A 13,622-nucleotide genomic window follows, 5' to 3' on the forward strand; every position below is an offset into this window, starting at 1 on the left:
CCACAGGTATCCGCTCAGTCGGCGAGCGGCAGATAGACCCGGTTGCCCGCCGCGGCGAACTCCCTGGACTTCTGCTCCATGCCCGCCTCGATCTCCTTCTCCTCCAGGTCACCGCCGTGCCGACGGCGGATGTCCTGGGAGATCTTCATCGAACAGAACTTCGGCCCGCACATCGAGCAGAAGTGCGCCGTCTTCGCGGGCTCGGCGGGCAGCGTCTCGTCGTGGAACTCCCGTGCGGTGACCGGGTCCAGGGCGAGATTGAACTGGTCCTCCCAGCGGAACTCGAAGCGTGCGTCCGAGAGCGCGTCGTCCCAGTCCTGCGCGCCCGGGTGGCCCTTGGCGAGGTCCGCCGCGTGCGCCGCGATCTTGTAGGTGATGACGCCCGTCTTCACGTCGTCGCGGTTGGGCAGGCCCAGGTGCTCCTTGGGCGTGACGTAGCAGAGCATGGCCGTGCCCCACCAGCCGATCATGGCGGCGCCGATGCCGGAGGTGATGTGGTCGTAGGCGGGCGCGATGTCCGTGGTCAGCGGGCCGAGGGTGTAGAACGGCGCCTCCTCGCAGATCTCCTGCTGAAGGTCGATGTTCTCCTTGATCTTGTGCATCGGGACGTGTCCCGGGCCCTCGATCATCGTCTGTACGTTGTGTCGCTTGGCGATCGTGTTGAGTTCCCCGAGCGTGCGCAACTCCGCGAACTGCGCCTCGTCGTTGGCGTCCGCGATCGAACCGGGCCGCAGGCCGTCACCGAGTGAGTACGTCACGTCGTACGCCGCGAGGATCTCGCACAGCTCCTCGAAGTGCTCGTAGAGGAAGCTCTCCTTGTGGTGCGCCAGGCACCACGCCGCCATGATCGAACCGCCGCGCGAGACGATGCCGGTCTTGCGGTTGGCGGTCAGCGGGACGTACGGCAGGCGCACACCCGCGTGCACCGTCATGTAGTCCACGCCCTGCTCGGCCTGCTCGATGACCGTGTCCTTGTAGATCTCCCAGGTCAGCGCCTCGGCCTGGCCGTCGACCTTCTCCAGGGCCTGGTAGAGGGGGACGGTCCCGATGGGGACGGGGGAGTTGCGCAGGACCCACTCGCGGGTGGTGTGGATGTTGCGTCCGGTGGACAGGTCCATGACCGTGTCGGCGCCCCACTTGGTCGCCCAGGTCATCTTGTCCACCTCTTCCTCGATGGAGGAGGTGACCGCGGAGTTGCCGATGTTGGCGTTCACCTTCACCAGGAACTTCTTGCCGATGATCATCGGCTCGATCTCCGGGTGGTTGACGTTGGCGGGGATCACGGCCCGGCCGGCGGCGACCTCCGCCCGCACGACCTCGGGGTCGATGTTCTCGCGGATCCCGATGAACTCCATCTCGGGCGTGATCTCACCGCGCCGGGCGTAGGCGAGCTGCGTGACCGCCTGGCCCTGACGGCCGCGGCGCGGCTGGCGGGGGCGGCCGGGGAAGACCGCGTCGAGGTTCTTGAGCCCACCGCGGGGCGAGGTGTGCTTGATGCCGTCGTCCTCGGGACGGGGCGGACGGCCCACGTACTCCTCGGTGTCGCCGCGGGCGATGATCCAGTTCTCCCGCAGCGGCAGCAGGCCGCGGCGGACGTCGGTCTCGGCCGTCGGGTCGGTGTACGGACCCGATGTGTCGTACAGGGTGACGGCCTTGCCATTGGTGAGGTGCACCTGGCGGACCGGCACGCGCAGATCGGGGCGCGAGCCCTCGATGTACGCCTTGTGCCAGCCGATGGACTTCCCGGCCTCGTTCAGGGACTCGCCCTGGGTGGAGGCAGGCGTGCGTGCGTCCGATGTGGTCATGAGACCTACTCCCTACGCCGGCATTACCCGGTAACAGGTTCGGCGGTCGACGCAGCGGATCCCGTACGGTCCGTGCACTCCTGGTGCACTTTCGTACGGAGGTCAGCGCCCTCTCAGCCCGGTGCTCCGAGCTCCCGCGATTGCAAAGGTGGCTCCACGCTAGCGTCATGTCGGGCGCGCTGAACAGAGGGCCCCCTCCGTTCTTGCGATGATCGGGCAGTGACCACCACAACCCCGCCGCCGCCTCCGCCCCCGCAGCCGCCCCTCTCCGGCCCCCCTCCGGAGGGGCACGGACACGGGCACTCGCACAGCCACGGTCCGGCCGCACCCGTCTCCCAGCACCTGCGCAAGGTCATCGCCGCGGTGCTGATCCCCTTCGCCACCGCGGTCGTCGTGGGTCTGGTGGTGCTCTGGCCCGGTGGCACGCCCTCGCACGAGCGGACCGGCGTCGGCTTCGACCGGCAGACGCAGTCGGCGAAGGTCACCAAGGTGCAGGAGCTGCCCTGCAAGGACCTCAGCCCCTCGCAGCCCCAGCCGAACGGCGACACCTCCACCCCCGAGGGCCAGTCCGCCCAGTCCTCGGCGACCGGCACCTGCAAGAAGGCGCTGATCGAGGTGACCAGCGGCGAGGACGAGGGCCGCACCTTCACCGAGATCATCCAGCCGGACTCCCCCCGGCAACTCCGCAAGGGCCAAGAGGTGGTGGTCGCCTACGAGCCCAAGGCACCCGAGGGGTTGCAGTACTCGGTCACCGATGTGAACCGCAAGATGCCGATGGCGCTGCTCGCCGGCATCTTCGCGCTCGCCGTCGTCGTGGTGGGCCGCCTGCGCGGCGTGATGGCCCTGGTCGCCCTCGCCGTCAGCTTCCTCATCCTCACCTTCTTCATCCTGCCCGCCATCCTTCAGGGCTCGAACCCGCTGGTCGTGGCGGTGATCGGCGCGAGCGCCATCATGCTGGTCGCGCTCTATCTCTGCCATGGCCTCACGGCCCGTACATCGGTCGCGGTGCTCGGCACGCTCATCTCCCTCCTCCTGATCGGCCTGCTCGGTTCGCTCTTCATCGGCTGGGCCGCGCTGACCGGCAACACGGACGACAACACCGGCCTCATCCACGGCCTGTACCCGTCCATCGACATGAGCGGCCTGCTGCTCGCGGGCGTCATCATCGGCTCGCTCGGCGTCCTCGACGACGTGACGGTCACCCAGACCTCGGCCGTGTGGGAACTCCACCAGGCCAACCCGAACATGGGCTGGCGCGGCCTGTACCGCGCGGGCATCCGCATCGGCCGCGACCACATCGCCTCGGTCGTCAACACCCTCGTCCTCGCCTACGCGGGCGCCGCGCTGCCCCTCCTCCTCCTCTTCTCGATCGCGCAGTCCAGCGTGGGCACGGTCGCCAACAGCGAGTTGGTCGCCGAGGAGATCGTGCGCACCCTGATCGGCTCGATCGGTCTGGTCGCCTCGGTACCGGTGACGACCGCGCTGGCCGCCCTGGTCGTCTCCGCCGACCGCTCCACCGGCCGCCCCGGCACCCCGGTCACGGCCTCCGGCACTCCCGCCCCCCGCTCCTCCCGCGGCGGCAAGGGGCGCCGCCGCAAGGCCTGAGGGCCTGAGCACCTGTCGATGCCGTCAAATGCACCAATCTGCCATCCGAACGAGTGAGCCCAGGGTCAGCCCGCGTTCTGCTCCTCCGCCAGGATCCGGTCGAGTGCCTCGTCCAGATGCGCGTCGAAGTCGGCGAGCGTCCGCTCCTGCCCGAGCGGCACCAACTTGTCCGTACGGTCCAGGAAGGCGAGCAGTGGCGGGATGCCCACACGGAACAGCGCCTGGTCCTCGCCGACCTGAAGCCTGATCAGGGCCTCGTCGAGCAGGTCGGGATCGGTGGGCTCGATGCGCACATCCCCGACCCCGCAGGGCCCGCCCACGCCGTCCATGAGCAGCTCTCTCCCAAAGGTCCAGGTCACCAGGGTGTCCCCCGGCAGGTGGAACGTCAGCCGCACGGCATAGGGATCTTCGGTCTCATAACGCAACTCCACCGGAATACGAAACGACAGCTCCTCGGAAACAAGGAAGCTCATCATGACCTCTGCCTGAACCGACTCGTCCATCGCGCCGCCCTACCCCGTCACTTAGCCATCAAAGGGCCAGGATCCAACTCCCTGACACTCATGGCATCTTGCTTAACGTGCACACCAGATCACAAGGAGTGAGTTTTCAGATGCTGATAGAGAAGGCGAGTGTCCCTAGTAGCTTTCCGATCTCGCGCTGCAATCTCTCCGCCGCGGGCAGCAGCCGCTCGGCCTGACCCGCGGGCACGGAAATGGCCAGGGTCGCCGCGGTGTCCCCCGCCAGGATCGGAACCGCGGCGCAGACCGTCCCGAGCGCGTACTCCTGATGCTCCACGACAGGCCGCATCCGCTCCATCGCGTCGAGGCGGCGCAGGAACGACCGGTCGTCACGGACGGAGTAACGCGTGATCGACTGAACCGGATAGCGGTCGAGGTGGTCCTGCCGTGCCTCGCCGCCGAGTTGGGAGAGCAGGCACTGGCCGATGGCGTGGGCGTGGCCCGTCTCGCGGAAGTCTGCCCACTCCTCGACCGCGGGATTGCCCGGGGTGTCGGAGACCGCCACGACCTCGATCTCACCCTCGCGGTACACCGCGAAGTACACCGGCACCCCGATGACGTCGCGGCAGTGCGCCAGAGCCTCACCGATCAGACCGCGACGATTCTGCTGGGCCCCGCTGCTGCTGAGCCGCTCGGCCGCCTCGCCGAGCACGAACACTCCCTTCTCGCGCCGCAGATAGCCTTCGTGGGTCAGCGTGCGCAGCAGGTGGTAGGCGGTGGGGAGCGCCAGCCCGGCCTCGCGGGCCAACTGCTTGGCGGGGGCCCCGTACTGGTGGGTGGCGGCGGCTTCCAGTAACCGCATCGCGCGCTGCACGGAGCCGATGAGGGTGGGCGTGGCGGTGGCGTCACCCGCCGAGGCGGAGGTGTCGACCGGTGAGGTGGAGGCGTCGACCGCGGCCAAGGTTCACTCCCGAAGCGCGTGGGGGGCCGCCCGTGCCCGGAGAAACACGGGAGGGCAGTGCGCCCGTCCGCGGGGAACGGCCCCGCGTCGGTTTTCGGACTCTAACCCTTGGCCACCGCTCTGCGGCCGTTTGCCGGGAAACTTCCCCCGGCCGAGGGAATCGTTTCGAAAAGTGGCCTCTCAGCAGTAACCCCGCGCGGGGATCACCCACACGGAACACCCACAGGCGTCACCAATCGGTGCGGGACGAGGAGGAGCCGGATATGAACTTCCGTACGACATAAATGAGTCCACCGATCAAAGCGACGAAAAGCAGCGCCTTGAAGAGCAGGCCGATGACGAAACCGACCACGGTCGCTATCACGCTTCCGAACACGACCAACGCGATGACGGGCACGGCCACCCACTTCACCCACCACGGCATTCCCGCAAAGATCTCCTTCACTGCCATCGTCCTTACCTCTCTGCGCACACATCTCATCGGCGGGTTCCTGAATGTCCGCAGGCTCCCGGCTTCTTGATTCGATGTTAGGTGGCCAAATGGCCCAGCGGGGGCCTCGCAGCCCTTGTCCTCCCCTGATCCGCCCCCTAGGGGTTCAGGCCTCCGGCGGGGAGAAGACGACCAGGACACGCAGGTCCTCGCTGATGTGGTGGAACTTGTGGGCCACACCGGCCGGCACATAGACGACACTGCCGCGCCCGACCGACGTGGTCTCCATGCCGACCGTGATGGAGGCGCGGCCGCTCACGACCATGTACACCTCGTCCTGCCCGTGCGGCTGCTGCGGATCGGTCTCCCCGGCGTCGAGCGCGTAGAGCCCGACCGACATGTTCCGCTCCCGCAGAAACTGCAGATACGCGCCGTCGTTCGCCGCGCGCTCCGCCTCCAGCTCGTCCAGTCGGAATGCCTTCATCGCCCTCGTACGCCCCTCGCTGATACTCGCCCCGCGGAATCCCGCCGGTGCGCGCGGCCCGACCGCTCTCGGGCCACGTCTGCCACGATCAGACACATGAAGAATTTCGTAGTCAAGACGATCGCCAACGCCGCGGCCCTCGCCGTCGCCGTCTGGCTGCTCGACAAGATCACGCTGACCGGCGGGAGCACCGGCAAGAAGGTCGGCACCCTCCTCGTCGTCGCCCTCCTCTTCGGCCTGGTGAACTTCCTGGTCAAGCCGGTGGTGAAGGTCCTCACCTTCCCGTTGTTCATCCTGACGCTCGGCCTGATCACCCTCGTGGTCAACGCCCTGATGCTGCTGCTCACCTCGTGGCTGGCCGACAAGTTCGACGTCAGCTTCCACGTGGAGGGCTTCTGGACCGCCGTCCTGGGCGGCCTGATCATCTCGATCGTCTCCTGGGCCATGAACGTGGTACTCCCCGACGACAAGGACTGAGCGGCATGACGGACTCTGCGGCCATAGGCGTCGGCGACGGCACGCGGGCGGTGCGGGCCGGGCTGCCCGAGCCGGTGAAGCACGAACCCACCCTCCCCGGCCCGGTGTTCGCCGCGCACTTCCACCTGCCGGGCGATCCCACGGGCGGCTACGCCTACGCACGCGACGAGAACCCCACCTGGACGCATCTGGAGCGCGCCATCGGTGAGCTGGAGGCGCCGGACGCCGGGGACGACGTGGAGACGCTCGTCTTCGCCTCCGGCATGGCCGCGATCTCGGCGGTGCTCTTCTCCCAGCTGCGCGCCGGGGACGCGGTCGTCCTGCCGGACGACGGCTACCAGGTGCTTCCCCTGGTCAGCGAGCAGCTCACGGCCTACGGCATCGAGGTGCGCACCGCCCCGACAGGCGGCGACGCCCAACTCGACGTGCTGGACGGCGCCAGGCTCCTGTGGATCGAGACCCCGTCCAACCCGGGTCTCGACGTGTGCGACGTGCGCCGCCTGGCTGAGGCGGCACGCGCGCGTGGCGCCCTGGTGGCGGTCGACAACACCCTGGCCACGCCGCTCGGCCAGCGCCCCCTGGAGCTCGGCGCCGACTTCGCGGTCGCCAGCGGCACGAAGATGCTCACCGGCCACGGCGATCTCCTCCTGGGGTACGTCGCCTGCCGGGACGCGGAGCAGGCGGCTTCCGTCCGGCGGTGGCGCAAGATCGTCGGGGCGATCCCGGGACCGATGGAGGCCTGGCTCGCGCACCGCTCCCTCGCCACGCTCCAACTCCGTGCCGACCGGCAGAACGCGAACGCCCTGGCCCTCGCCGAGGCCCTGCGCGACCGTCCCGAGGTGACGGGGCTTCGGTATCCCGGGCTGCCCGAGGACCCCTCGTACGCGATCGCCTCGCGGCAGATGCGGCGCTTCGGGTGCGTGGTCTCCTTCACGTTGCCGACGCGTGCGCGTGCCGAGCGTTTCCTTCAGGCGCTGCGCCTCGTCGACGACGCGACGAGTTTCGGGGGTGTGCGGTCGTCGGCCGAGCGGCGTCGGCGCTGGGGCGGCGACGATGTCCCGGAGGGCTTCATCCGCTTCTCCGCGGGCGCCGAGGACCCTGATGACCTGGTGGCGGACGTGCTCCGCGCGCTGGACGAAGCGGCGGGGTGATCTCTGCCGGCTGCCCGTCGACTGGGCTTGATGGCGGTCCTGGCTGGTGCGCGATGTTTCACGTGGAACAGTCCGGGCCACATTTCCCCCATGACCGTCCGACCCGTGGTCAAGCGCACCGCACGCGCCGTCCTGCTGGACGGCGACGACCTGATCCTGATCAAGCGGACCAAGCCCGGCGTCGATCCGTACTGGGTCACCCCTGGCGGTGGCGTGGAGCCGGAGGACGCCACCGTCATCGACGCACTCCACCGCGAGGTGCATGAGGAACTGGGCGCCAAGATCACCGAAGTGGTGCCCTGCTTCGTCGACACCGTGGAGCACATCGGCGAGGACGGCGGCGCGACCGGGGTGAAGGTGCAGCACTTCTTCGTCTGCCGTCTGGAGTCCATGGACACCGGCCTGCGGCACGGCCCCGAGGTCGAGGAGCCGTGCGGCGAGTACGAGATCGTGCACGTGCCCTTCACCCGGGTCGGCATCGCCTCGGTCCATCTCGTACCGCTGTCGCTGCGGCACTACCTCGACGGCAACATCGAGGGCGTACGCGCGATGCACGCCCCCGACCTGGGCTAGGGCCTGTCCCGCGGCATGATGCCGAACAGGCCCTAGTCCCCCGCCGCCGCGGCCACCAGTTCCTCGACGGAGTCGTGGCGGATACGGCCCTCGGGGATACCGGCGTCCCGCAGGACGTCCACACCGCTGCGGATCATGCCGGGCGGCCCGGAGAGGTACGCGTCGTACTCGTTCCAGGGGCCGTACTCGCGCACGGCGTCCGGCAGTTGGACCCGCTGGTCGACGATCGGGCGCACGGCCAGCCAGGGGTGGGTCTGCTGGAGCCGCAGCATCGTGTCGATGTCGTACAGGTCGTGATCGGTGCGGGCGCCGTAGAACACCTCGACCGGGCGCCGTCTGCCGTGCTCTGCGACATCCTCGACCAGGGCCTTGATGGGCGCGATGCCCGTGCCGCCGCCCAGACACAGCAGGCCGCTGTCGGTGGTGTGGTCGACGGTCATCGAGCCCGCGGGCGGGCCGAGCCGCAGGATGTCGCCGGGGCGGGCGCGGTGCACCAGGGCGTTGGAGACCCAGCCGGCCGGGACCGCCTTCACGTGGAAGGAGAGCAGGCCGTCGGAGCGCGGCGCCGACGCGAAGGAGTAGTGCCGCCAGATCCGCGGCCACCAAGGGGTCTCCAGGCTGGTGTACTGCCCGGCGAGGAAGGGGTAGGGCTGGTCCGGGCGGACCGTGACCACGGCTATGTCCGGGGTCCTGAGGTCATGCGAGACGACCTCCGCGAACCACCAGGCGGGAGCGCGCAGCTCGTCCTCCGCGGCGGCATCGATCATGACCTGGGAGATCGTCGTGTACGTGCGGACCCAGGCGGCCTCGGTCTCCTCGTCCCAGATCGCGCTCGCGTACCGGCTCAGTGAGGCGATCAGACACTCGCCGACGGCCGGATAGTGCTCGGGCCGGGTGCCGTACTTGCGGTGTCCGCGGCCGAGGTTCTTCAGGTACGAGACGAGCACGTCGGTGTGGTCGATGTGCTCGGCCGCCGTCAGCAGCGCCTTGAGGAGCCGGTCCCGCTGGGTGTCCATCGCCGCGGGGAACAGGGCGCGCAGGTCCGGGTGGCGGGTGAAGAGCAGTGCGTAGAAGTACGAGGTGACCTGGTCGGCGACAGGGCCGACCTCGGCCATCGTGCGCTGCACCAGCGCGGCGTCCGGGGAGAGGGGCTTCGACGGCTTGGCCGGCTGCGCCGACTGCACGAAGGCCTCGGCTCTCAGCGCGGGAGCTTCCGGCTGCGGCTGCGGCTGCGGCTGCGGCTCAGCGTCAGCGGTAACGGTCGCGGTGGCCGTGGCGGCTGGCGCGGGCTCCTGCTCGGAGGGGGCCGTCGCGAGGGCCTGGGCAGTTGCGACCGCAGGGGCGGGAGAGGCGGGAGACGCCGGAGACGCGGGAGACGCGGGAGACGCCGGAGGGACGGTAGAGGCGGCGTGGGGGGCTGCTGCGACGCCGGGGGTTTCTGCGGCGCGGGGGGCCGCTGTGGTGGGAGAGGCCGAAGCCGCATGGGCGGTCGCGGCGGCACGGGCCGCCGGTATTCGCTCGTCCACAGCCACATCCGCGGGCTGCGCCGCAGGTGTTTCCGCGGACGCAACGGCAGGCTCGGGAGCACGCTCAACGGCAGGCTCAGGCGCGGGCTCAGCGGCAGGCGCCGGAGCGGACGCGGGCGACTCCGCCCTGCCCAGGGGACGTATCGAGGCCGGCCGACGCGCGTCTACCCCCTCCGGCACGTCGGCGCCGGGCTGCTGCTGCCCTTCCTCCGGCCGCTTGGGCGGCCTGCGCGGGGTGAACCAGCCGCCCCCACCGCCGGAAGTGCCGTCATCCCCCGACGTGGTGGTCGGAGCGTCCATGCTGTGCCTCGCCTCGAACATCTCGATCGGTCTGTGCGCTTCCTGCCGGAAGCCGTCTGCTTTCCCCGCTCTGTCTTGTTGACTGATCCGGCCACATTGAACCTTGGATTACAGAACTACGGACAAGTAGGTTGAGAATGTGACATTGGCCGCAGTCATCTCACCGCAGCATCCCATTCACAGCCGCCGCGTCGGCGTATAACAAGAAGAACCGGCTCTTGATCTCCGCACCCCGTTAGGCTTCGTGACCCGCATGTGTGCCCCCCAGGGTGTGATGGACCACACCCGGCACGAACCGGAGTCGACCATACCGGCCGTCGCCCGACATACAAGTCCCCTTCCCATCCTTGGGAATTCAACGCGCCCACCTGCCAATTGCCTCAATTAGCGGGCGTGCCGCACCAATTCGTACGCCTTACGCGGATCCGCCCGACAGAGGACAGGCGCACGGCCGGGACCGCGGTGTACGCCGAGGCTAGTACCCACGGTTACTCCCGCCGTCAGACGCCCCGGCCCTCCTCCGTTGGCACCGTGTTTCACGTGAAACTAAACCGCCGCGCCCGTCGGGCCACCCTGGTCGTCCATGTAGTCGGCGCAGCCTGCTGGCTCGGGCTCACGCTCGGGCTCGTCGCTCTCGCCCTCACCGCGATCACGACCGACTCCGCCACCGCCACAGAGGCCGCCGTCCGCTCGATGAAGGTCTTCGCGGACTGGCTCGTGATCCCCCTCGCCCTGCTCACCCTGGCGAGCGGGCTCCTGCTGTCCCTGGGCACGCAGTGGGGACTCACCAGGCACCGCTGGGTCTATACGAAGTTCTGGCTGACCCTGGCCACCACGACCGCGTCGGCCTTCGCCCTGCGCCCCGGCATCGACGACACGGTCGCGACGGTGACCGCAGGCCACCCCATCACCGACACGGCCGACCTGATCGCCGGCCCTCTCGTCTCACTCGGCGCCTACCTGTTCATGACGGTCCTGTCGGTGCTCAAGCCCTGGGGGCTCACCCGGCGCGGCCAGCGGCAGCGCGCCCAGACGCAGCGCGATCAAAAGCGACGTGCTTCTGCCCACAAACGGGTGGACGCCGAGGACGTACGTCAGACAGCCTGAGCCGAGTGTCGACACCTTCCCTCTCCGCACTCCCCGTCCGCCGACTCACCCCCCGCGATCTGACGTCCTGCGCCGATCTGTCCGAGGACCGGGGCTGGCCCCGTGAAGAACACAAATGGGGTCTCCTGCTGACGGCCGGAACGGGCTACGGCATCGACGACCCCGACGGCCACGGCCTCATCGGTGTCTACGTAGTGACCCGGTACGGCCCGCAGGAGCGCCCCGGCCTCGCGGCGATCGGCATGGTCCTCGTCGCCGAGCGGTACGCCCGCCAGGGCATCGGCCGCCGTCTGATGCAGTACGCCATCGAGCAAGCGGCCACCATCCCGATGACCCTCCACGCGACACCCAGCGGCCGCCCCCTCTACGAACAGCTCGGCTTCAAGGCGGTCGGCCGCGCCGAGATGGTCCGCGGCCACCTCACCCCCGCGGGCCCGCTCCCCGGCATCGCCACCCGCCCGGCCACCGCCGAGGACCTGACCGCCATCCTCCGGCTCGACACCGCGGTCTTCGGCCACGACCGGACGCATGTGATCACCCGGCTCCCCGCCTTCACCGACCAGCTCCGCGTCGCGGAGGCCGACGGCGAGATCATCGGGTACGCGGGGGCCTGGCCGAATATGGAGACCCACGTCGTCGGCCCGCTCATCGCCCGCGACACGGAGACCGCGAAGGCACTCATCGCCTCGCTCGCCGCTCACACCGACCGTCCGCTGCGCACCGACATCGACGTACGGCACGAAGAGCTGCTGGCCTGGGTGAAGGCGAGCGGCCTCGAATCCGTCGCCTTCAACGCGGTGATGGTCTACGGCACGCCCGAGCTGCCCGGCGACTGGACCCGACGCTTCGCGCCGCTGACGGTGGCAGCCGGATGACGGTGAAAGCCGCGTGGCGGTGACAGCCGACTGTCACCGCCACGCGGCTCGTGTACGCCTCCGTCCACCTGGGGACGTGCGTTACGCGAGGGTCTCCACCGCGGCCGCCGCGAAGGCGTGGTCCTGCTCGGGCGCACCGCCGCCGACGCCGATCGCGCCGATCAGACGGCCGTCGCGGTGGACCGGCACCCCGCCCGCGATGAAGAGCAGCGGCCGGTCGAGGGCGGTGGGCAGGGTGTGGAAGAGGCCGCCGGGCTGGACGGCGTCGACCAGATCGGCGGTCGGGGCGTTCAGCTGAAGGGCGGTGTAGGCCTTGCGGGTGCTGGTCTCACCGGAGATCAGCACGGCCCGGTCGTCGCGCCGGAAGGCGAGGAGGTGGCCGCCCGCGTCGAGGACGGTGACGCTGACCGTGACGTCGGCGGCCTCGGCGGCGCGGCGGGCCGCGGTGACGAGGGCTTCGGCGTCCTCGATGGTCAGCGGGGCGACGGCGGTGGTGCTCATGAGGGGGGTTCTCCTTGCGGGGTGGTGCCGGGTGAGTCGGGGGAGAGGTCAGTGGTGGACGGGCGTGGCCTGCTCGACAGGTGCCGCGCCGGTCACGACGAGGCTCGGTGCGGCCGCGGCGGAGCGGCGCTCCAGTGCGGCCGCGAGGATCGCCAGGACGAGGGCGGAGGTCGCGAGGGCGGCGCCGACCCAGTTCGGGGCGGTGTAGCCGAGGCCCGATGCGATGACGATGCCGCCGAGCCAGGCCGCGAGGGCGTTGCCGAGGTTGAAGGCGCCGATGTTGACGGCCGAGGCGAGGGTGGGGGCGCCGGAGGCCTGGTCGAGGACGCGCTTCTGCAGCGGCGGTACGGTCGCGAAGCCCAGCGCGCCGATCAGCGCGATGGTCACGGCGGCCGCGATCTTGTTGTGCGCGGTGAGCGTGAAGAGGGCGAGCACGACGGCCAGGGCGCCCAGTGAGACGTAGAGCAGCGGCATGAGCGCGCGGTCCGCGAACTTCCCGCCGATGAGGTTGCCGGCGACCATGCCGAGGCCGAACAGGACGAGCAGCCAGGTCACGGAGGAGTCCGCGTATCCGGCGACGTCCGTCATCATCGGCGCCAGGTAGGTGACGGCGGCGAAGACCCCGCCGAAGCCGAGGACCGTCATCGCCATGGCCAGGAGCACCTGTACGTTGCGGAAGGCGGCCAGTTCGTGGCGGAGCCGCACGCCCTCGGGCTTGGGCAGGTCCGGGACGAGCCTGGCGATGCCCGCGAGGCCGACGACGCCGAGCGCCGCCACGATCGTGAAGGTCATCCGCCAGCCGAGGGTCTGCCCGACGAAGGTGCCGAGCGGCACACCGACCACGTTGGCCACGGTCAGGCCCGTGAACATCATGGCGATCGCGCCGGCCTTCTTCTCGGGGGCGACCAGCTCGGCGGCGACGACCGAGCCGATGCCGAAGAAGGCGCCGTGGGCGAGGGACGCGACGACCCGGCCCGCCAGCATCACGCCGAAGACGGGGGCGACGGCGGAGAGCAGATTGCCCGCGATAAAGAGGCCCATCAGCAGCATCAGCATCCGCTTGCGCGAGATCTTGGTGCCGAGGACGGTCATCAGCGGGGCGCCGAGCACGACGCCCAGGGCGTAGCCGGTCACGAGAAAGCCGGCCGTGGGGATGGAGACACCGAAGTCACCCGCGACCTCGGGGAGCAGCCCCATGATCACGAACTCGGTGGTTCCGATCCCGAAGGCCCCGATCGCGAGGGCCAGTAGCGCGAGAGGCATGGATCTACCTTCCAGACGATTGCAGGCACGCTTAACGTGCGTCCACAATAGTTGCAGACGCTGGTTAATTGCAAACGCCGGATATTGCATATGTGGACTATCC

At 69.6% G+C, this 13,622-nt stretch carries 14 protein-coding genes and 1 riboswitch; of the genes, 6 read left to right on the plus strand and 8 right to left on the minus strand.

Annotation, left to right across the window (positions count from 1 at the left end):
* Positions 1-14: 14 nt before the first annotated feature.
* A complete protein-coding gene (thiC, locus tag DMA15_RS18420) occupies positions 15-1,805 on the minus strand; it encodes a phosphomethylpyrimidine synthase ThiC (RefSeq protein WP_125513903.1) in 1,791 nt (596 codons plus the stop codon).
* Positions 1,798-1,953, minus strand: a riboswitch (TPP riboswitch). Its footprint overlaps the gene before it by 8 nt.
* Before the next feature lie 71 nt (positions 1,954-2,024).
* Between thiC and DMA15_RS18425 the strand changes: the two genes are divergently transcribed.
* Positions 2,025-3,410 carry a YibE/F family protein gene (locus DMA15_RS18425; protein WP_125513904.1) on the plus strand — a complete coding sequence of 462 codons (1,386 nt, stop codon included), beginning with the start codon at positions 2,025-2,027 and terminating at the stop codon, positions 3,408-3,410.
* 65 nt (positions 3,411-3,475) lie between these two features.
* Here the strand turns inward: DMA15_RS18425 and DMA15_RS18430 are convergent, their stop codons facing one another.
* The 4 genes from DMA15_RS18430 to DMA15_RS18445 all read right to left on the minus strand — a co-directional run bounded on the left by DMA15_RS18430 (position 3,476) and on the right by DMA15_RS18445 (position 5,746).
* A complete protein-coding gene (locus DMA15_RS18430; protein WP_125513905.1) occupies positions 3,476-3,913 on the minus strand; it encodes an SsgA family sporulation/cell division regulator in 438 nt (145 codons plus the stop codon).
* A gap of 106 nt (positions 3,914-4,019) precedes the next feature.
* Positions 4,020-4,733, minus strand: a complete 714-nt coding sequence (locus DMA15_RS18435; RefSeq protein WP_206302940.1) for an IclR family transcriptional regulator C-terminal domain-containing protein — start codon at positions 4,731-4,733, stop codon at positions 4,020-4,022.
* Between the two features lie 328 nt (positions 4,734-5,061).
* Positions 5,062-5,277: a DUF5326 family protein gene (locus DMA15_RS18440; RefSeq protein WP_125517863.1), complete on the minus strand. Its 216-nt coding sequence runs from the start codon at positions 5,275-5,277 to the stop codon at positions 5,062-5,064.
* Positions 5,278-5,428: 151 nt separating this feature from the next.
* Positions 5,429-5,746, minus strand: coding sequence for a cupin domain-containing protein (locus DMA15_RS18445; RefSeq protein WP_125513906.1), 318 nt, complete (start codon positions 5,744-5,746; stop codon positions 5,429-5,431).
* 96 nt (positions 5,747-5,842) lie between these two features.
* Between DMA15_RS18445 and DMA15_RS18450 the strand changes: the two genes are divergently transcribed.
* The 3 genes from DMA15_RS18450 (at position 5,843) to DMA15_RS18460 (ending at position 7,947) form a co-directional block, all read left to right on the plus strand.
* Positions 5,843-6,223 (plus strand): phage holin family protein, encoded by a 381-nt coding sequence (locus tag DMA15_RS18450; protein ID WP_125513907.1) that lies wholly within the window; start codon positions 5,843-5,845, stop codon positions 6,221-6,223.
* 5 nt (positions 6,224-6,228) lie between these two features.
* A complete protein-coding gene (locus DMA15_RS18455; protein WP_125513908.1) occupies positions 6,229-7,374 on the plus strand; it encodes a cystathionine gamma-lyase in 1,146 nt (381 codons plus the stop codon).
* A 90-nt stretch (positions 7,375-7,464) separates the two neighbouring features.
* A complete protein-coding gene (locus DMA15_RS18460; RefSeq protein WP_125513909.1) occupies positions 7,465-7,947 on the plus strand; it encodes an NUDIX hydrolase in 483 nt (160 codons plus the stop codon).
* Positions 7,948-7,979: 32 nt separating this feature from the next.
* Here the strand turns inward: DMA15_RS18460 and DMA15_RS18465 are convergent, their stop codons facing one another.
* A complete protein-coding gene (locus DMA15_RS18465; protein WP_125513910.1) occupies positions 7,980-9,773 on the minus strand; it encodes a globin domain-containing protein in 1,794 nt (597 codons plus the stop codon).
* 540 nt (positions 9,774-10,313) lie between these two features.
* Here DMA15_RS18465 and DMA15_RS18470 point away from each other — a divergent pair.
* Positions 10,314-10,880 (plus strand): DUF2269 domain-containing protein, encoded by a 567-nt coding sequence (locus tag DMA15_RS18470; RefSeq protein ID WP_125513911.1) that lies wholly within the window; start codon positions 10,314-10,316, stop codon positions 10,878-10,880.
* Between the two features lie 5 nt (positions 10,881-10,885).
* Entirely contained in the window at positions 10,886-11,755 is an 870-nt protein-coding gene (locus DMA15_RS18475) for a GNAT family N-acetyltransferase (RefSeq protein WP_125513912.1), read from the plus strand.
* Positions 11,756-11,836: 81 nt separating this feature from the next.
* Here the strand turns inward: DMA15_RS18475 and DMA15_RS18480 are convergent, their stop codons facing one another.
* Positions 11,837-12,256: a heme-binding protein gene (locus DMA15_RS18480; protein WP_125513913.1), complete on the minus strand. Its 420-nt coding sequence runs from the start codon at positions 12,254-12,256 to the stop codon at positions 11,837-11,839.
* Positions 12,257-12,304: 48 nt separating this feature from the next.
* On the minus strand, positions 12,305-13,519 hold the full coding sequence (locus DMA15_RS18485; RefSeq protein ID WP_125513914.1) for an MFS transporter: 1,215 nt from the start codon (positions 13,517-13,519) through the stop codon (positions 12,305-12,307).
* Between the last annotated feature and the right edge of the window lie 103 nt (positions 13,520-13,622).

Source organism: Streptomyces sp. WAC 01529 (assembly GCF_003945545.1).
GTDB lineage: Bacteria > Actinomycetota > Actinomycetes > Streptomycetales > Streptomycetaceae > Streptomyces > Streptomyces anatolicus.